The 20869-nt window shown below is 65.3% G+C and carries 19 protein-coding genes and 1 other RNA gene; 14 read left to right on the top strand and 6 right to left on the bottom strand.

Annotation, left to right across the window (positions count from 1 at the left end; translation table 11 throughout):
• Nucleotides 1-14: 14 nt before the first annotated feature.
• The 3 genes from ACT6S0_RS05245 to ACT6S0_RS05235 are packed head-to-tail and all read left to right on the top strand — an operon-like array spanning nt 15 to nt 3969.
• Nucleotides 15-1184 carry a PilT/PilU family type 4a pilus ATPase gene (locus ACT6S0_RS05245; RefSeq protein WP_444762838.1) on the top strand — a complete coding sequence of 390 codons (1170 nt, stop codon included), beginning with the start codon at nt 15-17 and terminating at the stop codon, nt 1182-1184.
• Nucleotides 1181-2041 (top strand): 50S ribosomal protein L3 N(5)-glutamine methyltransferase, encoded by an 861-nt coding sequence (gene prmB / locus ACT6S0_RS05240; RefSeq protein ID WP_444762837.1) that lies wholly within the window; start codon nt 1181-1183, stop codon nt 2039-2041. Before ACT6S0_RS05245 ends, prmB begins: the two co-directional genes overlap by 4 nt.
• Nucleotides 2038-3969, top strand: coding sequence for an ATP-binding cassette domain-containing protein (locus ACT6S0_RS05235; RefSeq protein ID WP_444762836.1), 1932 nt, complete (start codon nt 2038-2040; stop codon nt 3967-3969). The genes prmB and ACT6S0_RS05235 overlap by 4 nt, the downstream gene beginning before the upstream one ends.
• Here the strand turns inward: ACT6S0_RS05235 and ACT6S0_RS05230 are convergent.
• Nucleotides 3962-4324 carry a DUF1304 domain-containing protein gene (locus ACT6S0_RS05230; RefSeq protein WP_444762835.1) on the bottom strand — a complete coding sequence of 121 codons (363 nt, stop codon included), beginning with the start codon at nt 4322-4324 and terminating at the stop codon, nt 3962-3964. The two genes, ACT6S0_RS05235 and ACT6S0_RS05230, sit on opposite strands and share 8 nt — an antisense overlap.
• 138 nt (nt 4325-4462) lie before the next feature.
• Here ACT6S0_RS05230 and ACT6S0_RS05225 point away from each other — a divergent pair, with 138 nt between their 5' ends.
• Both ACT6S0_RS05225 and ACT6S0_RS05220 read left to right on the top strand, forming a co-directional pair.
• Nucleotides 4463-4939, top strand: coding sequence for a MarR family winged helix-turn-helix transcriptional regulator (locus ACT6S0_RS05225; protein ID WP_444762834.1), 477 nt, complete (start codon nt 4463-4465; stop codon nt 4937-4939).
• 36 nt (nt 4940-4975) lie between these two features.
• Entirely contained in the window at nt 4976-5410 is a 435-nt protein-coding gene (locus ACT6S0_RS05220) for an organic hydroperoxide resistance protein (RefSeq protein ID WP_444762833.1), read from the top strand.
• 55 nt (nt 5411-5465) lie between these two features.
• Here ACT6S0_RS05220 and ACT6S0_RS05215 read toward each other — a convergent pair whose 3' ends face one another.
• Nucleotides 5466-6401 (bottom strand): asparaginase, encoded by a 936-nt coding sequence (locus ACT6S0_RS05215; RefSeq protein WP_444762832.1) that lies wholly within the window; start codon nt 6399-6401, stop codon nt 5466-5468.
• Between the two features lie 65 nt (nt 6402-6466).
• Between ACT6S0_RS05215 and lexA the strand changes: the two genes are divergently transcribed.
• Nucleotides 6467-7138 carry a transcriptional repressor LexA gene (gene lexA, locus ACT6S0_RS05210; protein WP_444762831.1) on the top strand — a complete coding sequence of 224 codons (672 nt, stop codon included), beginning with the start codon at nt 6467-6469 and terminating at the stop codon, nt 7136-7138.
• A 260-nt stretch (nt 7139-7398) separates the two neighbouring features.
• Here lexA and ssrA read toward each other — a convergent pair.
• The 4 genes from ssrA to ompA form a co-directional block, all read right to left on the bottom strand.
• Nucleotides 7399-7771: a transfer-messenger RNA gene (gene ssrA / locus ACT6S0_RS05205) on the bottom strand.
• A 32-nt stretch (nt 7772-7803) separates the two neighbouring features.
• Entirely contained in the window at nt 7804-8421 is a 618-nt protein-coding gene (locus ACT6S0_RS05200) for an HAD family hydrolase (RefSeq protein WP_444762830.1), read from the bottom strand.
• Between the two features lie 35 nt (nt 8422-8456).
• Nucleotides 8457-9158 carry a bifunctional 2-polyprenyl-6-hydroxyphenol methylase/3-demethylubiquinol 3-O-methyltransferase UbiG gene (gene ubiG / locus ACT6S0_RS05195; protein WP_444762829.1) on the bottom strand — a complete coding sequence of 234 codons (702 nt, stop codon included), beginning with the start codon at nt 9156-9158 and terminating at the stop codon, nt 8457-8459.
• Between the two features lie 77 nt (nt 9159-9235).
• Entirely contained in the window at nt 9236-9895 is a 660-nt protein-coding gene (ompA, locus tag ACT6S0_RS05190) for an outer membrane protein OmpA (RefSeq protein WP_444762828.1), read from the bottom strand.
• A gap of 265 nt (nt 9896-10160) precedes the next feature.
• Between ompA and gyrA the strand changes: the two genes are divergently transcribed.
• From gyrA to ACT6S0_RS05150, 8 genes are all read left to right on the top strand, one after another.
• Complete coding sequence (gyrA, locus tag ACT6S0_RS05185) at nt 10161-12815, top strand: DNA gyrase subunit A (protein ID WP_444762827.1); 2655 nt, start codon at nt 10161-10163, stop codon at nt 12813-12815.
• Between the two features lies 1 nt (nt 12816).
• Nucleotides 12817-13395, top strand: a complete 579-nt coding sequence (locus ACT6S0_RS05180) for a DUF2059 domain-containing protein (protein WP_444762826.1) — start codon at nt 12817-12819, stop codon at nt 13393-13395.
• Between the two features lie 12 nt (nt 13396-13407).
• The gene (serC, locus tag ACT6S0_RS05175; protein WP_444762825.1) at nt 13408-14502 is read left to right on the top strand and encodes a 3-phosphoserine/phosphohydroxythreonine transaminase; all 1095 of its coding nucleotides are present in this window, start codon (nt 13408-13410) and stop codon (nt 14500-14502) included.
• The gene (gene pheA / locus ACT6S0_RS05170) at nt 14495-15592 is read left to right on the top strand and encodes a prephenate dehydratase (RefSeq protein ID WP_444762824.1); all 1098 of its coding nucleotides are present in this window, start codon (nt 14495-14497) and stop codon (nt 15590-15592) included. Before serC ends, pheA begins: the two co-directional genes overlap by 8 nt.
• An 83-nt stretch (nt 15593-15675) precedes the next feature.
• Nucleotides 15676-16572, top strand: a complete 897-nt coding sequence (locus ACT6S0_RS05165; protein ID WP_444762823.1) for a prephenate dehydrogenase — start codon at nt 15676-15678, stop codon at nt 16570-16572.
• The gene (locus ACT6S0_RS05160; RefSeq protein ID WP_444762822.1) at nt 16572-18572 is read left to right on the top strand and encodes a bifunctional 3-phosphoshikimate 1-carboxyvinyltransferase/cytidylate kinase; all 2001 of its coding nucleotides are present in this window, start codon (nt 16572-16574) and stop codon (nt 18570-18572) included. The genes ACT6S0_RS05165 and ACT6S0_RS05160 overlap by 1 nt, the downstream gene beginning before the upstream one ends.
• A 151-nt stretch (nt 18573-18723) precedes the next feature.
• Nucleotides 18724-20439 carry a 30S ribosomal protein S1 gene (rpsA, locus tag ACT6S0_RS05155; RefSeq protein ID WP_082536668.1) on the top strand — a complete coding sequence of 572 codons (1716 nt, stop codon included), beginning with the start codon at nt 18724-18726 and terminating at the stop codon, nt 20437-20439.
• 116 nt (nt 20440-20555) lie between these two features.
• Nucleotides 20556-20855, top strand: coding sequence for an integration host factor subunit beta (locus ACT6S0_RS05150; RefSeq protein WP_056202110.1), 300 nt, complete (start codon nt 20556-20558; stop codon nt 20853-20855).
• Nucleotides 20856-20869 lie beyond the last annotated feature (14 nt).

Below are 20869 nucleotides of genomic sequence, written 5' to 3'. Positions count from 1 at the left end.
TTGTGGAGTCGGACATGAGCAGTCCTAGTGCGGGCAACATGGAACGCATCCTGCGGCTGATGGCCGACAAGGGGGCGTCGGACTGCTATCTGTCCGCCAACATGCCGGTGCTGATCCGCATCAACGGCCAGACCGTGCAGCTGTCCGACCAGCTGCTGACCCCGCCGCAGCCCCGCCAATTGATCGCCGAGGTGATCGACCCGACGTCGCTGGCCGAACTGGACAACTCGGGCGAGCTCAACCTGGCGGTGTCAGTGCGCGGCGTCGGCAGCTTCCGGCTGTCGGGCTTTCGCCAGCGCGGCTCGATTGCCGCCGTGTTCCGCCATATCCCGCACGACATCCCGACGCTGGAGAGCCTGCAACTGCCATTGGTGCTCGGCGGCATGATCAAGGAAAAGCGCGGCCTCATCCTGATGGTGGGCGCGACCGGCACGGGCAAGAGCACGACGCTGGCGTCCATGCTGGAGCTGCGTAACCAGACGATGACGGGGCATATCCTCACCATCGAGGACCCGATCGAGTACCTGTTCAGCAACAAGCGCTCGGTCGTCAACCAGCGCGAGATCGGGCGGGATACGGCGTCGCTGCAGGTCGCGCTGAAGAACGCGCTGCGCCAGGCGCCGGACTGCATCCTCATCGGTGAAATCCGCGACCGCGAGACGATGACGGCGGCGATCAGCTATGCGCTGTCGGGCCACCTGGTACTGGCCACGCTGCACGGCAACAACACCTATCACGCGCTGAACCGCATCTTGTCCTTCTACACGCCGGAGTCACGCCCTGCGCTGCTGAACGACCTGGCGGCCGGTCTGAAGGCGGTCATCTCGCAGCGCCTGGTGCGCGCCACCGCCGGCGGCCGCGTGCCCGTCATCGAGATCCTGCTGAACACCAAGCTGGTGGCCGAGCTCATCGAGCAGGGCGACTTCGCCGGTGTGAAGGAGGCGATGGAGAAGTCCATCGCCGAGGGCTCGCAGACCTATGAAGAGCATTTCGCCAAGCTCATCACCGACGGCACCATCACCCGCGAGGAAGGCCTGGCCTTCGCCGACTCGCCGACCAACCTGCTGTGGCGGCTGCAGAACGAGGCGCCGGGCTCGCGCCTGACCAACACGCCGCGCAAGGAAGAGAAGGCGGGCGACGAGCCCAGCTTCACCGAAATCACCCTGGACGTCCGCGGCCCTTGAAACTGATCACCTGCATCGAAACCCAAGCCGCCCGCCTCGACCAGGCGGGCTTGTTTTTTGGCCACGGCACGACCAATGCTTTCGACGAGGCGGCCTGGCTGGTGCTGTGGAGCCTGCAGTTGCCGCTGGACGCCCTGGATGAGCACGCCGAGCGCGAGCTGACCGAGACCGAACAGGCCGCGGCCGAGGCGCTGGTGGAAGAGCGCATCACCAGCCGCAAACCGGCCGCCTACCTGACCGGCGAGGCCTGGCTGCAGGGTGTGCCCTTCAGCATCGACGAGCGCGCCATCGTGCCGCGCAGCTTCATCGCCGAGCTGATTGCCGACGCGAGCATCGACCCATGGCTGCACCCCGGCAGCCGCCGCGTGCTGGACCTATGCACCGGCAACGGCAGCCTGGCCGTGCTGGCAGCGATGGCGTGGCCCGAGGTGGCCGTGGACGCGCTGGACATCGATACCCAGGCGCTGGCAGTTGCGAAGCTGAACGTGGAGCGCCACAACCTGGCCCTGCGCATCCGCCTGCTGCAAGGCGACGGCCTCGCTGGCGCGCAAGGACCTTACGACTTGATTCTCTGCAACCCGCCCTACGTGAACAGCACCAGCATGGCCGCCCTGCCCGCCGAATACCGCGCCGAACCCGAACTGGCGCTGGCCGGCGGGTCGGACGGCATGGACTTCATCCGTGAGCTGCTGCGCGCCGCGCCCGCCGCGTTGACCGACGACGGCGTGCTCGTGCTGGAAATCGGCAACGAGCGCGAGAACTTCGAGGCGGCCTTCCCGACGCTCGAAGTTGTCTGGCTGGAAACCTCCGCCGGCCACGACCAGGTCCTGCTCGTCACGAAGGAGGCCCTGCAATGATCACCTTGCGCGACATCACGCTGCGCCGCGGCGTCAAGGTGGTGCTGGACAACGCCTCCGCCACACTGCAACCCGGCGAGAAGATCGGCCTGGTCGGCCGCAACGGCGCCGGCAAGTCCAGCCTGTTCGCGTTGCTCACGCACCGCCTGGGTAACGACAAGGGCGAGGTCGAGGTGCCCAAGCACTGGCGTCGCTCCGAGGTCGCCCAGAACATGCCCGAGACGGACGACGGCGCGACCGACTATGTGCTCGAAGGCGACCTGCCGCTGATGGCCGCCCGCGCCGCGCTCGACGCCGCCGAGGCCGCCAACGACGGTCACGCGATGGCCGACGCGCACGCACTACTGGCCGACGTCGGCGCCTTCGACGCCCGCTCGCGTGCCCAGGCGCTGCTGATGGGCCTGGGCTTCAAGACCGAGCAACTCGACGCGCCCGTCAACAGCTTTTCCGGCGGTTGGCGCATGCGCCTGCAGCTGGCCCGCGCGCTGATGTGCCCGGCCGAGCTGATGCTGCTGGACGAGCCCACCAACCATCTGGACCTGGACGCCCTGGTCTGGCTGGAGGCCTGGCTGCAGCGCTACGACGGCACGCTGATCATCATCAGCCATGACCGCGAGTTCCTCGACGCGATCACCAAGGTCACGCTGCACCTGGACGAAGGCAAGCTGGTGCGCTACGGCGGCAACTACACCAGCTTCGAGACCCAGCGTGCCGAGCGGATGGTGCTGCAACAGGCCGCCTTCTCCAAGCAGCAGGAGCGCGTGGCCCACCTGCAGAAGTTCATCGACCGCTTCAAGGCCAAGGCCAGCAAGGCCAAGCAGGCACAGAGCCGCGTGAAGGCGCTGGAGCGCATGGAGCGGCTGGCGCCGGTGCTGGCGTCGGCCGACTTCAACTTCGAGTTCCGCGAGCCGCTGAACCTGCCGAACCCGATGCTGATGTTCGACGAGATGTCGTGCGGCTACGGCACGACCACCATCGTGCGTGACATCGACCGCTCGGTGCTGGCCGGCCAGCGCATCGGCATCCTCGGCGCCAACGGCCAGGGCAAGTCCACGCTGGTCAAGACGATTGCCGGCACGCAGCCGGCGCTGGCTGGCAGGCTGACGCAGGGCAAGGGCCTGTCGATCGGCTACTTCGCCCAGCAGGAGCTGGACGTGCTGCGGCTGGACGAAGGCCCGCTGGAGCACATGGTGCGGCTGGCGCGCGAGGTCGGCCCGGCCGGCCGCGAGCAGGAGCTGCGCGACTTCCTCGGCCAGTTCCGCTTTACCGGCGACATGGTCAACCAGGCCGTGGGCAGCCTGTCCGGCGGCGAAAAGGCGCGGCTGGTGCTGGCCATGCTGGTGTGGCAGCGTCCCAACCTGCTGCTGCTGGACGAGCCCACCAACCACCTGGACCTGAACACCCGCGAGGCGCTGTCGATGGCGCTCAACGAGTTCGAGGGCACGGTCATGCTGGTCAGTCACGACCGTGCGCTGCTGCGCGAGGTCTGCGATGAGTTCTGGCTGGTGACCGACGGCGTCGTCAAACCTTTCGACGGCGACCTGGACGACTATCAGCGCTGGCTGCTCGAGCAGAGCAAGGAGGCCGCCCGCGCCGCCAGGAAGCAACCGGCTGCGGCGTCCGCGCCCGCTATGGTGGCGGCACCCGCAGCCGCACCGGCGCCCCGCGAAGACCGCAAGGCCTCAGGCCAGGCGCGCGCCAAGCTGGCCGAGCAGACGCGGCCGCTGCGCAAGGAGATGGAGGCCATCGACAAGCGTATGCACGCCCTGGCCGAAGAGCGCGCAGGCATCGAAGCCCAGCTCTCCGAGGGTGCCGCAGCGTCGGCCATCGCCGAGATGGGCAAGCGGCTAAAGGCGATCAGCGACCAGCTCGAAATCGATGAGACGCGTTGGCTGGCACTGAGCGAGCAGATCGAGGCGCTCAGCTGAGAAGCACCGCTGCCAGGGCCAGTGCGCCCGGCAGCGCCTGCACGTACAGGATCTTCTTCGACGCTGTCGCCGCCCCGAACACGCCGGCCACGACGACGCAGCCGAGGAAGAACACCAGCCAGGGCTTGCCCGCGCCCGCAGCGCCTTGCATCAGGCCCCACAGTAGCCCCGCCGCGAGAAAGCCGTTGTAGAGCCCTTGGTTGGCGGCCAGCGCCTTGGTCTGCTCCGCAAAGTCGGCCTTCAGCCCGAAGGCCTTGCGGCCCAGCGGCTGGGTCCAGAAGAACATTTCCAGCACCAGGAAGTACAGGTGCAGCAGCGCCACCAGCGCTGCCAGCACGATTGCCGCCATCTGCATCGCATCTCTCCTCGTCGTTGTTCGATAGGGGGTGGCGCATCCTCGCAGATCACCCTAGCCTGTCCCTGTCACTCAAACGACCCTGCGCAAAGACCATTTGCATTGTGCGCAATTGAATTGCTTACTACATTAACGGCCATGGCACGCAGCAAGGCATCCACCTCCGTCGACTCCCGCGAGCAATGGCTCAAGCTGGATCGGCAGTTGTGCTTCGCGCTCTACAGCAGCTCGCTGGCCATGACCAAGCTCTACAAGCCCCTGCTCGCACCGCTTGGCCTGACCTATCCGCAGTACCTCGTCATGCTGGTGCTGTGGGAGACCGAGGGGCTGAGCGTCAGCCAGCTCGGCGAGCGCCTGTCACTGGACTCCGGCACCCTGACACCACTGCTCAAGCGACTGCAAGCACTGGGCCACATCGAGCGCCGCCGCGCTACGGAAGACGAACGCCGAGTCGACCTTTTCCTGACACCGGCCGGCCGCAAGCTGCGCGGCAAGGCGCTGGACATCCCCGGCCGGTTGGCCTGCGCCAGCGCCTGTGAGCTGGACGAACTCGTCACGCTGACGCGTCGGCTGCATCTACTTCGACAGCAGCTCGGTCAGCCGGCCGCCAACTGATTTCCCTCACCCCACCGTCAACCCAAGGAGCCCCACATGGCCATCGAAAAAGCCCTCTACACCGCCACCGCCACTGCCACCGGCGGTCGTGCCGGTACCGCCAAGTCGTCTGATGGCGCCATCGACGTGACGCTGTCAACGCCCAAGGAACTGGGCGGCGCTGGTGGCCCGGGCACCAACCCCGAGCAGCTGTTTGCGGCTGGCTATTCCGCCTGCTTCATCGGCGCGATGAAGGCCGTTGCCGGCAAGCAGAAGATCAGCCTGCCTGCCGAGGTCTCGATCACGAGCGACGTCGCCATCGGCCCGCACGCCAACAAGCCGGGCGCCTTCGGCATCCAGGTCGACATGAAGATTTCCGTGCCCGGCATGGAGCGCGCCGCGCTGGAAGCGCTGGTCGCCACAGCCCACGAGGTCTGCCCCTACTCGAACGCCACGCGCGGCAATGTCGACGTGTCGCTGACCATCGTCTAAAGCGACGGCGGTTCGAGCCGCGGTGTCGAGCCTCGGCTCGGCGCCGCCTTTTTGTTCATGCAGCCAGCAACGACAGGATCAGTTCGATCCTGGCCTTGAGAGGGCTCAGAGCACCGGCGCTCGGCAGGAGTCCGGGCAGCGCCATGACCGGACCGGCGTCACAGCGCGTGCTGCGCAGGACGCGAACACTGCGGGCCTCGGCTTCGCGCAAGGCCGCGTCCAGTGCAACGCTCAGCGTGCCGTTGCCGGTGCCAGCGGCCACGATGCCATCCACGCCTGCAGACAGCAGCGCATGCACGATGCGGCCGTCCTGGCCCGCATGGTTCATCACGATGTCCACACGCGGCCAGTCCTGCACCGGCCGGGCAATGCGGGCCAAGCCCAGTGCGTCGCCCTGCGGCCAGCGTCCGAGCAGCCTGACCGATCCCTCTTCGACGCGCGCCACCAGCGCGCCGTCCGTCGATTCGAAGGCGTCGACGCGATAGCTGTGCGTCTTGCGCACCTGGGTTGCGTCATGCACACGCCCCGCAAACGCCACCACGACGCCCGCCGCGCCCGGTGCGGAGGCCACTTGAACCGCATCCAGAAGGTTTTGGGGTCCGTCGGCGGCCAGCGCGGTGGCCGGACGCATCGCCGCCGTCAGCACGACGGGCTTGATCGGCGCCAACACGCGGTGCAGGAAGTACGCCGTCTCCTCGAGCGTGTCCGTGCCATGGGTGATGACGACACCGCCAACCGCGGGCCTGTCCAGCTGCGCTTGCACCGCAGTGGCCAAGCGCTGCCAGGTCGCAAAGTCCATGTCCTTGCTGTCCAGCTGGGCGAGTTGATGCGCCTCCAAACGGCGGTGTGCCAAGCCTGGTATCGCAGCCAGTAGGTCTTCCACCCGCAACTGCGCGGCCGTATAGCCGACACCGTCGGTCGCGCTCCGAGAGGTGCCGGCAATCGTCCCGCCGGTGGCCAGAATGACAATTAAATCTGCAGGGGTTTGCAATTGATGGATTCCTGGACAAAAATACAGTTGCTGGACAAATCACCAGCCCATTGAAAAGGCCGCCCGTGCAAGACCGACCCAAGCTTACCGCCCGCCAGCAGCAGATCTTCGACCTGGTGCGCAATGCGATTGAAAGCACCGGCTCACCGCCCACACGGGCTGAAATCGCTGCCGAGCTGGGCTTCAAATCCGCCAACGCGGCCGAGGAGCATTTGCAGGCACTGGCGCGCAAGGGCATGCTGGAACTGATCGGCGGCACATCGCGCGGCATCCGGCTCAAGTCGGACGCGCTCACCGCCGTCAACCGCGCGCGTCAATTCAGCCTGCCCATTCCCAGCTTGGCCCAGTTGACCCTGCCACTGATCGGCCGGGTCGCTGCCGGCGCACCCATCCTGGCACAGGAGCATGTCGAACAGACCTACACCATCGAGCCCAGCCTGTTCGCCAAGAAGCCCGACTACCTGCTGAAGGTCAAGGGCATGAGCATGAAGGACATCGGCATCCTTGATGGCGACCTGCTTGCCGTGCAGTCGACGAATGAGGCCCGCAATGGCCAAATCGTCGTGGCCCGAGTCGGCGACGACGTCACCGTCAAGCGTTTCAAGCGCGGTGCGGAAGGCATCGAATTGCTCCCCGAGAACGCCGATTTCGAGCCCATCCGCGTCGGTGAAGGCACTGAAAACTTCAGCATCGAAGGCTTGGCGGTTGGCCTGATCCGGGGCCAGGGTTTCAGTTGACGCTGGCCTGGTGTCGGCACACAAGGCAGGCATTGATGCACCCCCGGCAAACGCGTAGGCCTGTCAGCCAGATGGCCTGCGGGCTGAACGGGGCGCTGTCGATGGCAATGACCCGGGCGTTACCCAGTTACCCAGGACACTTACCCCTTCATGCGGGAAGGTGCCGGGCTTCCCGGACGCTAGCGGACAAAGAAGAAAGGCCTAAGTCGTTGATTGACTTAGGCCTTTAGGACTTCAGCGAACCCCGCTGAACTCTAAGATGGTGGAGCCGGGGGGAATTGAACCCCCGTCCGCAAGCCATCACCGGGCAGATCTACATGCTTAGCCGGCTGATTTGAATCTCACGGTCAACTCGCGCAGTGGCACGCTAGCTTTCCCGCCAGTCACTTGATCTCGCAACACACTGAGTGACCCAGCGCATTGCCAGCCGATGTGAGTGACTTCTCAGCCTCGCCCCTTACGGAACTCAGCCCGGCCCATCGGCCTGCCGTTGAGAAGCTCAACCGCAATTAAGCGGCGAGTGCGAACGTAGAGTCGTTTGCAGTTACTTTGTTTCCAGTGGTTTTACGAGCGGACTGGTGCTCGGCATGCCCTACTCCGGATCCGCACCCACGTCGAAACCAGGTCGGCCCCAGAAGCCGTAGTTTAGGTCAGCCCAAGCGTTTTCAAGAGCCGCCAGGCGCGACAAGGCCGATATCGGCACCCCAACGACCGTGTTCGGCGTGGGGACCGAGATATCCCCAGGCCGCCACCGCCGTCGACATGCCGGCTGCGCGCCCAGCAACGACATCTCGTTCATCGTCACCGACGTAGAGACAGGCCGCAGGGGGTACGGTCAGGCGCCGCGCCGCTTCGAGCAGCGGTGCAGGATGCGGTTTAGCGTGGCCGGTCGTATCACCTCCCACGACAACGAGCGCAGCGAGACGCAACGCCTTGGTCAAGGGCAGCGCAAAACGCTCGGCCTTGTTCGTGACAATGCCCCACGGTAATCCGGCTGCGGTGAGCCCGGCAAGTTCTGCTTCGACGCCTTCAAATGGTCGCGTGCAGTCGTACATCAAGGCCTCATAGCGATCGAGGAATTCCCGCTTCAGTTCGTCATAGCCGGATTGTCCAGGCGCCACATCAAGGGCCTGGTTGAGCATCCCGCGCGCACCCGATCCGCCGTACGGTCGATACCGGGCCAAAGGCAGCGGGCCCAGCCCACGATCAGCGCGCATGTCGTTGGCAGCGCGCGCCAGATCTTCGACGCTGTCGATCAAGGTGCCGTCGAGGTCGAACAGCACCGCCCGCAAGTGGGACCAGCGCGGCGCAAGAGGCATTACGTGTACCGACGGCAGGCCAGCATGTAATTGACGTCGGCGTCCGCACCCAGGCTGTATCGCTGCGTTAGCGGGTTGTATATCACGCCACGGCTGGCCTGCACTTCCAGCCCGGCGTCCCGGCAGAACCGGGCCAGTTCGGATGGCCGAAGGAAGCGCGCGTATTCATGGGTGCCTTTTGGCAGCATGCTGAGCACGTATTCGGCACCGACGATGGCCAACAGGAACGACTTGGCGTTGCGGTTGAGCGTCGACAAGAACACCCAGCCGCCCGGCTTCACGAGCGCCGCACAGGCGCGCACCACCGAGGCGGGGTCCGGCACATGCTCCAGCATTTCCATGCAGGTCACGACATCGAAGCCGGCCGGCTTCTCTGCAGCCAACGCTTCGACGGCAATCTCGCGGTATTCGACACCTTGGGTACCCGCCTCCATCGCATGCAGCTCCGCGACGCGCAGTGGTTTGATCGACAGGTCGATCCCCAGCACCTGAGCACCCGCCCGAGCCATTGAGTCACTCAGGATGCCACCGCCACAACCGACGTCGAGCACGCGTTTGCCGCTCAACGGACAGAACTGCTGGATCCAGCCCAGGCGCAACGGATTGATTTGATGCAGCGGCTTGAAGTCACTTTCAGGATCCCACCAGCGGTGGGCAAGGTCGCCGAACTTGGCGAGCTCTTGCGGGTCGGCATTGATCATGGCGGTTGTAGAAAATGGAAAAGCCCCGACGGCGGGCCGTTCGGGGCTCTGCGCAAAGCGCCCGAAGGCGCCCGGGCTTACTTGTTGCGCGTACCGACGACTTCGATCTCGGTGCGGCGGTTCTTGGCGCGGCCTTCGGCGGTCTTGTTGTCGGCGACGGGCTGCTTCTCGCCCTTGCCTTCGGTGTAGACACGGTTCGGCTCGACGCCCTTGTTCACCAGGTAGGCCTTGACGGCTTCCGAACGGCGGATCGACAGCTTCTGGTTGTATTCATCACTGCCCACCGAGTCGGTGTGGCCCACGGCGATGATGACTTCCAGGTTGATGCCCTTGGTCTTGCCGACCAAGTCATCCAGCTTGGCCATGGCTTCGGGCTTCAGCGTCGACTTGTCAAAGTCGAAGAAGGCGTCGGCGGCGAAGGTGACCTTTTCGCTGACCGGGGCGGGCGGTGGCGGGGGCGGCGGGGGCGGCGGGGGCGGAGCAACGGGAGTCGGCGGAGCGACCGGGACAGGCGCCTCAACCTTCGGTGCCGGCTTGATTTCGCCATCGCAACCCTTGGCAGCCGTCGCCGGCGTCCAGAAGTTGTTGCGCCAGCAGTATTCGTTGGTGCCGTTCTTCCAAACGGTGCCGTCAGTTGCGCGCCAGTTGTCGATGGTTTGCGCGGACGCGCCAGACGCTGCCGCAGCGGCGACCGCAGCCACCGCAAACAGCGACGCCACGCGATTCAATTTCTTCATGATTCTCCTCTCAAGGAATGCCGCAGTTGCCCTGCGAGAGTCGGTACTCAAACCTCTAACCACAGGAGAGACTTTAGGGTTTCTCCTAGGGACTCGACGATTGTGCCATGTGGGCACCGAGACGAACGCATTGTGGCGGCCTACGTTCATAGGCACTGTGACGCTGTTGCGCTGCTGCTACATGGGGGCGAGCCGCTTAGAATTCGCGCCTTTCACCTACCTCTGAGGACGCCGCGTACGTGTAACGCGTGCGTAGACCCGCCGCATGACCCAGTTCGCCAAGGAAACCCTGCCGATCAGCCTAGAGGAGGAGATGCGCCGCTCCTACCTTGATTACGCGATGAGCGTGATCGTTGGTCGTGCACTGCCTGACGCCCGCGACGGCCTCAAACCGGTGCATCGTCGCGTTCTGTTTGCGATGCACGAACTCAACAACGACTGGAACCGGCCATATAAGAAGTCGGCCCGTATCGTCGGCGACGTCATCGGCAAATACCACCCGCACGGCGATACCGCCGTCTACGACACCATTGTCCGAATGGCGCAGAATTTCTCCCTGCGTCACATGTTGGTCGACGGACAGGGCAATTTCGGCTCAGTCGATGGCGACAACGCCGCAGCCATGCGATACACCGAAATTCGCTTGGACAAGATCGCCCATGAAATGCTGGCCGATATCGACAAGGAAACTGTCGATTTCGGGCCGAATTACGACGGCAGCGAAAAAGAGCCCCTGGTTTTGCCGACGCGGCTGCCGAATCTGCTGGTCAACGGTGCCTCCGGCATCGCCGTCGGCATGGCGACGAATATCCCTCCGCACAACCTCAACGAAGTCGTCGACGCCTGCCTGTTTGCGCTGAAGAACCCGGAATGCACGGTCGATGAGCTCATGGAGATCATCCCGGCGCCCGACTTCCCGACGGCCGGCATTATCTACGGCTTGGCTGGTGTACGCGACGGCTACCGCACCGGGCGCGGCCGCGTGGTGATGCGCGCCAAGGTGCACTTCGAGGACATCGACAAGGGCTCGCGCCAGTCGATCATCGTTGACGAGATCCCCTACCAGGTCAACAAGAAGACGCTGCTGGAGCGCATCGCCGAGCTGGTCCATGAGAAGAAGATCGAAGGGATCAGTCACATCCAGGACGAGTCCGACAAGTCGGGCATGCGCGTCGTCATCGAGCTCAAGCGCGGCGAAGTCCCCGAGGTGGTGCTGAACAACCTCTACAAGCAGACGCAGTTGCAGGACAGCTTCGGCATGAACATGGTGGCCCTCATCGACGGCCAGCCCAAGCTCTGCAATCTGCGCGACATGGTGGTGGTGTTCCTGGAACACCGTCGAGAGGTCGTGACGCGCCGGACCATCTTCGAGTTGCGCAAGGCCCGCGAGCGCGGTCATGTGCTCGAAGGCCTGGCCGTGGCGCTGGCCAACATCGATGAGTTCATCGAGACCATCAAGACCTCACCGACGCCGCCGGTCGCCAAGGCGGCGCTGATGGCCAAGAGCTGGGATTCGTCGTTGGTGCGCGAGATGCTGACTCGCGCGGAAGGCCAGACGCCGGGTGGGCGCGCTGCCTTCCGCCCTGAAGGCCTGGAGCCCGAGTACGGCATGCAGACGGACGGCCTCTACCGCCTGTCCGACTCTCAGGCGGGCGAAATCCTGCAGATGCGCCTGCAGCGCCTGACCGGCCTGGAGCAGGACAAGATCGTCGGTGAGTACAAGGACGTCATGTCCCAGATCGCCGATCTGCTCGATATCCTCGCCACGCCCTCCCGTGTGACGACCATCATCAGCGACGAGCTGATCCAGTTGAAGACCGAGTTCGGCCAGACCAAGCTCGGTGCGCGCCGCAGCGTCATCGAGCACAACGCGCAGGAACTCGGCACCGAGGACCTGATCACGCCGACCGACATGGTCGTGACGCTCTCGCACACCGGCTACATCAAGAGCCAGGCCTTGAGCGAGTACCGCGCCCAGCGCCGCGGCGGCCGCGGCAAGCAGGCCACGGCGACCAAGGACGACGACTGGATCGACCAGCTCTTCATTGCCAACACGCACGACTGGATCCTGTGCTTCTCAGACCGTGGCCGCGTCTACTGGCTCAAGGTCTGGGAAGTGCCGCAGGGCTCGCGCAACTCGCGTGGCAAACCTATCGTCAATATGTTCCCGCTGCAGGCCGGCGAGAAGATCACCGTCGTGCTGGCGCTGACTGGCGAGTTCCGCAGCTTCCCTGAGGATCATTTCATCTTCATGGCCACGGCCATGGGCACAGTCAAGAAAACTTCGCTGAAGGACTTCAGCAATCCGCGCAAGGCCGGCATCATCTCCGTCGACCTGGACGAGGGCGATCACCTGATCGGCGCCGCGCTGACCGACGGTCATCACGATGTCATGCTGTTCAGCGATGGCGGCAAGGCCGTGCGCTTTGATGAGGATGACGTGCGCCCCATGGGCCGCACCGCCCGCGGCGTGCGCGGCATGATGCTAGAGCCCGACCAGCGCCTTATCGCCATGCTCGTTGCCGAGGATGAAACGCAGTCGGTGCTGACCGCCACCGAGAACGGCTTTGGCAAGCGCACCAGCATCCTGGAGTACACCCGCCACGGCCGTGGCACCAAGGGCATGATCGCCATCCAGCAGAGCGAGCGAAACGGCCGCGTCGTCGCTGCGACACTGGTGCGCCCCGAGGACGAGATCATGCTGATCACCGACAAGGGCGTGCTCGTGCGTACCCGCGTGAGTGAGATCCGCGAACTCGGTCGCGCAACCCAAGGTGTCACACTGATTGCGCTGGACGACGGCAGCAAGCTGTCGGGCCTGCAACGCATCGTCGAAAACGACGCCAACGAAACCTCCGACTCCGACAGCGCCAGCGAGCTTGGCGAGGCCGGTGACACCCCTGAAGCCCCCAAGGACTGACATGAATTCTCGCAAGCTGGGCCTGGCCCTGGCCGTCGCGCTGGCCACCGGCACCGCGCTGGCGCAACCCTCGGCGTCAAAAAAGGCGCTGATCGACAAGATCGTGCAGCTCCAGCAGCAAGGCATGGCCGAAAGCATGGCCGCCAGCATCGTGCAGCAGCCCCTGCCCCAGCTGATGCAGGGCGGCCGCGCCGCGCTGCAGCAAGTACCGGCGGACAAGCGAGAGGCAACGGCCAAGTTGATGGACGCCGAACTGAAGAAGTTCGTCGAGGAAAACATTCCCTATCTGAAGGACAAGATCGCCAAAGCCGTACCAACCACGGCTTCGGCGCTGCTGGACGAACGCTTCAACGAGGACGAACTGAAGCAGATCGTGGCCTGGGCAGAATCGCCGGTCAGCCAGAAATTTGGCCTCGCCAGCATTGAGCTGCAAAAGGCCGTCGCGCAAAAGGTGATGGCCGAAGCCGGCCCCACGCTGGAGGGCCGGCTGAAAACGCTGCAGAACACCCTGGCCAAGCAGCTCGGTATCCAACCTCCCGCTGCAGCCCCCAAAGCTGCGGCATCTGCACCCAAGAAATAGCCTCCGACCTTGATGACCGCTGTCCGCCGCCCGTTCAATTTCTCCGCCGGACCGGCGACCCTGCCGGAACCTGTTTTGCGCCAAGTGGCGGCGGAGATGCTGGACTGGGGCGGCAGCGGCATGAGCGTCATGGAGATGAGCCACCGCGGCAAGGAGTTTGGCAGCATCCTCGAACGCGCCGAGGCCGATCTGCGCGAGCTGCTGGCCGTGCCGGCCAACTTCCGCATCCTGTTCATGCAGGGTGGCGGGCTCGGCGAGAACTCCATCGTGCCGCTGAACCTCAGCCGCGGCGGCAGGGTCGATGTCGTCGTCACTGGTTCCTGGTCGCGCAAAAGTGCCGCCGAAGCGCGCCGTTATGCCGACGTCCAGATCGCCGCCGACATCGGCAGCGGGCACTCAATCCCGAACGACTGGCAGCTCCGCCCCGACGCGAGCTATGTGCATGTCTGCACCAACGAGACCATCGACGGCATCGAGTTCCATGACCTGCCCCGCCTGACCAACGGCGTGCCGCTGGTCATCGACTGCTCGTCGCACCTGCTGTCGCGCGCCATCGACTGGAGCCGCGTCGGCCTGGCTTTCGGGGGAGCGCAAAAGAACATCGGCCCGGCCGGCCTGACTCTGGTGTTCGTGCGCGACGATCTCCTCGGCCACGCGCTTGACATCTGCCCCACCGCGTTCAACTACGAAACGGTGGCCGCCAACCACTCCATGTACAACACGCCGCCGACGTTCGCCATCTATGTCGCCGGCCTCGTGTTCGAGTGGGTCAAGAACCTCGACTACGCCGGCAAGCGTGGTTTGGCCGCCATCGAGCAGCGCAACATCGACAAGGCCCGGCTGCTCTATTCCACGCTGGACGCGTCCGGCTTCTACGAGAACCGCGTCGACCCGAGCTGCCGCTCGCGCATGAACGTGCCCTTTTTCCTGCAAGACGAGAAGCTCAACGAGAGCTTCCTCGCCCAGGCCGACACTGCGGGGTTGTTGCAACTCAAGGGCCACAAGTCGGTCGGCGGCATGCGCGCGTCCCTCTACAACGCCATGTCGCTGGAAGGTGTGCAGGCGCTGGCGTCGTTCATGCAGGACTTCGAGGCTCGCCATGGCTGAACCGGTCGCATCCCAGGCCCTGCTCGCGCTGCGCGACCAGATCGACGGCCTCGACAAACAGTTGCTGGAACTGCTGAACCAACGCGCTCGCGTCGCCGAGCAGGTCGGTGAGATCAAGCGCGCCGAAGGCACGCCCTTCTTCCGCCCCGACCGTGTCGCCCAGGTCATCGACAAGATTCGCGCCGCCAACCCCGGCCCGCTCAAGGGCGAGCATGTCGCAGCCATCTGGCGCGAGATCATGTCGGCCTGCCTGGCGCTGGAATCGCCGCAACGCGTTGCGGTGCTCGGCCCCGTTGGCACCTTTTGCGAACAAGCCGCCATCGAATACTTCGGCGGCGCGGCCGACATCATCTTCTGCGCCAACTTCGACGAAGTCTTCCACGCGACGGCCAGCGGCAGCGCGCAGTTCGGGGTGGTGGGCGTCGAGAACATGACCGAGGGCGTCGTCACACGCTCGCTGGACCTCTTCCTGCATACGCCCTGCCATGTAGTGGGCGAAGTCAGCCTGCTGATCCGCCACAACCTGATGCGCAAGGAACCGTCGATGCATGGCGTCGAGGCCGTGCTCGCGCATCCCCAGGCGTTGGCTCAATGCCAGAACTGGCTGAACAAGCACCTGCCCGACGTCGAACGCCGCGCCGTCTCCAGCAATGCCGAAGGCGCACGCCTGGCCGCCACCAATCCGGCGTGGGCGGCCCTGGGCAGTGAGCGCGCGTCCACCGTCTTCGGCTTGCACATCACGGCACACGCCATCCAGGACGAGGCCTACAACCGCACCCGCTTTGCCGTCATCTGCCTGCCGCAGACCATGGCCACGCCGCCGGCCACAGGCCGCGACTGCACCAGCCTCGTCGTCTCGGTGCCCAACCGCCCAGGCGCGATGCACGACCTGCTCGTGCCACTGAAACGGCATGGCGTGTCCATGACCCGCCTGGAGTCCCGGCCGGCCCGCACCGGGCAGTGGGACTATTACTTCTACATTGACCTCGACGGCCACCCGACGCATCCCAACGTCGCCGACGCGCTGGCCGAGTTGCGCGAGCTTTGCGCCTTCTTCAAGATTCTGGGCGCCTACCCAGTCAAGAACTGAGGATCTATGAGCCCCCACGCTTGCTTCGTTCACTGCCCCCCGAGGGGGAGCTCAGCGCCCTTCGGGCGGCCGGGCAGGCGCTGATGTTCCAACAGCTCGGCGTGATCGGATGCGGCCTGATGGGCGGCAGCTTTGCGCTGGCGATGAAGAAGGCCGGCCTGGTCAAGCGCGTCGTCGGCTACAGCAAGTCGCCGTCGACGACGGAGCAGGCGAAGAAGCTCGGTGTCATCGACGTGGCCGCAGAATCGGCATTGCTGGCCGTGTCGGGTTCGGACATCGTGCTGATTGCCGTGCCGGTGTCGGCTACCGAAAGCACGCTGAAGGCGATCCGCCACCTGGTCAACCCGGGCGTGCTTTTCATGGATGTGGGCTCGACCAAGTGCGACGTCATCGAAGCCGCGCGACGCGCCCTGGGGGACCGCTCCTCCAGCTTCGTTCCCTGCCACCCGATCGCGGGCAAGGAGTCGGGCGGCGTCCAGCATGCCGAGGCCAACCTCTACGAAGGTCGCCAGGTCATCCTGACGCCCCAGCCCTTCACCAACCCGCAGCTCGTGCAGCGGGCGACGGACGTCTGGTCGGCCCTGGGTGCCACGGTGCTGAAGATGCGGCCGCACAACCATGATGCGGCCTTTGCCGCCGTCAGCCACCTTCCCCATCTGCTTGCCTTCGCCTACTTCCAGGCCATCGCCGAGCAGCCGGCGGCGCGCGACTACCTGAGCCTGGCCGGCCCGGGCTTTCGCGACTTCACGCGCATCGCCGCCGGCGAGCCGGCCGTCTGGCGCGACATCCTGCTGGCCAACAAGCATGAAGTCCTCGCTCAATCCAAGCGCTTTCGCACCATGCTCGACCAGCTCGAAGCCCTGATCGAATCGGGTGACGCACATGCCCTGGAAGCCGCCTTGCGTCCCATCTCCGAAGGTCGCGCGGCCTGGGGCATTCCTCCCACCGCTGCCCCGCCCGGCCGCCCTACGGCTAAGTGATGTTCAAGATCCCCTTCCTCGACCTGCCGCCGCTGCGCGGCGCTGCAGGCACCGTGCGCCTGCCCGGCTCCAAGAGCATTTCCAACCGCGTGTTGCTGCTGGCAGCCCTGAGCGAGGGCAAGACGTACGTGCGCGACCTGCTCGACTCCGACGACACCGCCGTCATGCTCGACGCCTTGCGAGCCCTCGGCTGCGGCGTCTGGCGAGAGGGCGAGGCGGTCGTCATCGACGGGCTCGGTGGTCAGCTCCGGGCCAAGGAAGCCAAGCTCTTTCTCGGCAATGCCGGCACGGCGATGCGCCCCCTCACCGCTGCCCTCGCGCTGCTCGCCGCGACACAGGGCGGCAGTTTCGAGGTCTCGGGCGTGGCGCGCATGCATGAGCGGCCCATCGGCGACCTCGTCGATGCGCTGCGCGGCCTGGGCTGCGAGATCGACGACCTCGGTAACGCCGGTTTTCCACCGCTGCGCCTGCGCGGCCCGGCCACACTTGCGTTGGATACCCCCGTCCGCGTGCGCGGCGACGTATCCAGCCAGTTCCTGACGGCACTGCTGCTGGCGCTCCCGCTGGTGGCCGAGCGGGACATACGCATCGAAGTCATCGGCGAGCTGATCTCCAAGCCCTACATAGAGATCACGCTGGCCCTGCTGGCGCGCTTCGGCATCGCGGTAAAGCGTGAGGGCTGGGCTGCGTTCGTCATCCCCTCCGGCAGTCGCTACCGCTCGCCGGGCGAGGTGTTCGTGGAAGGTGATGCATCGTCCGCGTCCTACTTCGTCGGCCTGGGCGCGATTGCGGCGACCGATGCGCCCATCCGCATCGAGGGCGTCGGCAGCGAATCCCTGCAAGGCGACGTACGCTTCATCGAGGCCGCCACAGCCATGGGCGCCGAGGTGAAGACCGGCCCCAACTGGCTGGAAGTCCGTCGCCGCGCGTGGCCGCTCAGGGGCATCACGCTGGACTGCAATCACATCCCCGATGCGGCCATGACCCTGACAGTGATGGCCCTCTATGCCGACGGCCCGACGACGCTGACGAATATCGCCAGTTGGCGCGTCAAGGAGACCGACCGCATTGCCGCGATGGCCGCCGAGCTGCGAAAGCTGGGCGCAGAAGTCGATGATGGACCCGACTGGATCAAGGTGCAGCCGCTGCGCGACTGGAAGGCGGCGGCCATCCACACCTACGACGACCACCGCGTCGCCATGTGCTTTTCGCTGGCGGCGTTCAACGGTCTGGTCACCGACCAGGCCGTGCCGGTGCGCGTCCTGGAGCCGCATTGCGTCGCCAAGACTTTCCCCGACTATTTCGAGACCTTGTTCGGCGTTGTCAGCGTCAATGCCGCGGATGTGCCCGTGATTACCATCGACGGCCCGACCGCTTCGGGCAAGGGCACGCTCGCCGACGAGGTCGGCAAGGCGCTGGGCTTCGGCGTGCTCGACTCCGGCGCGCTCTACCGCGTCACTGGCCTGGCCGCGCGTCGTGCCGGGCTGGATCTGGACGACGGCGCAGCCGTTGCCGCCATCGTGCCGACCTTGCAACTCGCCTTCCGCAATGGGCAGGTATTCCTTGGTCAGGAAGACGTCAGCGCGCGACTGCGCGCCGAGGCCACGGGCTTGCTGGCGTCGCAGGTGGCCGCCCACGCCCAGGTACGTCAGGCCCTGCACCAGTTGCAACTCGATTTCCGTCGTCTGCCCGGCCTGGTCGCTGACGGCCGGGACATGGGCACGGTGGTTTTCCCGGATGCTGGCCTGAAGGTCTTCCTCACGGCAACTGCTGGCACGCGTGCCGAGCGCAGGCATAAGCAATTGATTTCCAAAGGTATTTCGGCTAATATCACGGGCTTGCGCGAAGATCTGGAGGCGCGGGACGAGCGGGATAAGAACCGTTCGGCCTCGCCCCTGAAGCCCGCGCAGGACGCGCAGTTGCTAGACAACTCGGCGCTGACCATCGAAGCCTCGGTGGATCAGGTGCTGGATTGGTGGCAGCAGCGCCGGCCCTTCTGACGCCCTGTCAGCCGAGCCCAGGCCTGAGAAGCCACGGCCCGCGGCCCTTCCCTCCGAACGTCAGTTCACTGAGGGTCGCGATGTCAACAACTTAACCCGCAGCCTGTCTGCACGCCGCGTCGGGGTTCCCCGCCGCATCAAGGTCCAACACATGTCCCAAACCCAAACCGCCCAAGCTTCCGGCATGGAATCCTTTGCCGCCATGTTCGAGGAGTCGCTGCAGCGCTCCGACATGCGCGCCGGCGAAGTGATCTCGGCCGAAGTCGTTCGTGTCGAACACAACTTCGTCGTCGTCAACGCAGGCCTGAAGTCCGAAGCCTACGTGCCCATCGAAGAGTTCAAGAACGACCAGGGCGAACTGGAAGTCCAGGTCGGCGACTTCGTGTCCGTCGCCATCGACGCCATCGAAAACGGCTACGGCGACACCATCCTGTCGCGCGACAAGGCCAAGCGCCTGGCCTCGTGGCTGAGCCTGGAAACGGCCCTGGAGTCCGGCGACTTCGTGACCGGCACGGTCTCCGGCAAGGTCAAGGGCGGCCTGACCGTCCTGGTCAACGGCATCCGCGCCTTCCTGCCCGGCTCGCTGCTGGACACGCGCCCGGTGAAGGACATGAGCCCCTACGAGGGCAAGACCATGGAGTTCAAGGTCATCAAGCTCGACCGCAAGCGCAACAACGTTGTGCTGTCGCGTCGCGCTGTGGTCGAGGCTTCGATGGGTGAAGAGCGCGCCAAGCTGCTCGAGACCCTGTCCGAAGGCGCCATCGTCAACGGCGTGGTCAAGAACATCACCGAATACGGTGCCTTCGTTGACCTCGGCGGCATCGACGGCCTGCTGCACATCACCGACATGGCCTGGCGCCGTGTCCGTCATCCGTCGGAAGTCGTGACGGTTGGCCAGGAACTGACCGCCAAGGTCCTGAAGTTCGACGCCGAGAAGAATCGTGTCTCGCTGGGCATCAAGCAGCTGGGCGACGACCCGTGGTTCGGCGTGGCCCGCCGCTACCCGACCGGCACCCGCCTGTTCGGCAAGGTCACGAACATCGCCGACTACGGCGCCTTCGTCGAGATTGAGCCGGGCATCGAAGGCCTGGTGCACGTCTCCGAGATGGACTGGACCAACAAGAACATCGCCCCCAGCAAGCTGGTTTCGCTGGGCGACGAAGTCGAAGTCATGGTCCTGGAAATCGACGAAGACAAGCGTCGTATCAGCCTGGGCATGAAGCAGTGCAAGGCCAACCCGTGGGAAGAGTTCGCCGAGAACGTCAAGCGCGGCGACAAGGTCAAGGGCCCGGTCAAGTCGATCACCGACTTCGGCGTGTTCGTGGGCCTGGCCCAGGGCATCGACGGCCTGGTGCACCTGTCCGACCTGTCCTGGGACGAGACTGGCGAAACCGCCGTTCGCAACTTCAAGAAGGGCCAGGAAGTCGAAGCCGTCGTGCTGGCCGTGGATGTCGAGCGCGAGCGCATTTCGCTGGGTATCAAGCAGCTGGACAGCGACCCCTTCACCGCCTACACCACGATCAATGACCGTGGTGCCTCGGTGACCGGCAAGGTCAAGACCGTCGACCCGCGCGGCGCCGAGATCGAGCTGGCTGAAGGCGTGATGGCCTATCTGCGCGCTTCGGAAATCTCCCGCGACCGCGTGGAAGACGCCCGCAACGTGTTGAAGGAAGGCGACGAAGTCACCGCCGTCGTCGTCAACATCGACCGCAAGACCCGCAACATCCAGCTGTCCATCAAGGCCAAGGACAACGCCGACAACCAGGAAGCCATGACGCGCCTGAGCCAGTCGAGCGAGCGTGAGAACGCCGGCACCACCAGCCTGGGCGCCCTGCTGCGCGCCAAGCTCGACAACCAGGGCAACTAAGCGCTCGGTTGACGGCCCGGCCCCCGGCAATTTGCTCGGGGCCGGGTATGCTCCCCACAGGCTCGCCGGCCTCGCCAGCGGGCCTGTTTCAATTCAGAACGACAAAGCCGCCTGCCATGACCCGCTCCGACCTCGTTGCCGTGCTCGCCGAACGATTCGGTCAGTTGACCCAGCGCGACACCGAGTTCGCCGTCAAGACCATCCTCGACGCGATGAGCGACGCGCTCGCGCGCGGCCATCGCATCGAGATCCGCGGCTTCGGCAGCTTCTCCATCAGCCGCCGCCCGCCCCGCGTGGGGCGCAACCCGCGCAGCGGCGAACAGGTCATGATCCCCGAGAAGCTGGCACCGCACTTCAAGCCCGGCAAGGCGCTGCGCGAGGCGGTCGACAAGCATCTTCCGGTGACGGACGCCTGAGGTCGCCTGAGTCA

Source organism: Roseateles sp. (genome assembly GCF_052436255.1).
Taxonomy (GTDB): Bacteria; Pseudomonadota; Gammaproteobacteria; order Burkholderiales; family Burkholderiaceae_C; genus Pelomonas.
This window is presented reverse-complemented; position numbering and strand designations above follow the sequence as displayed.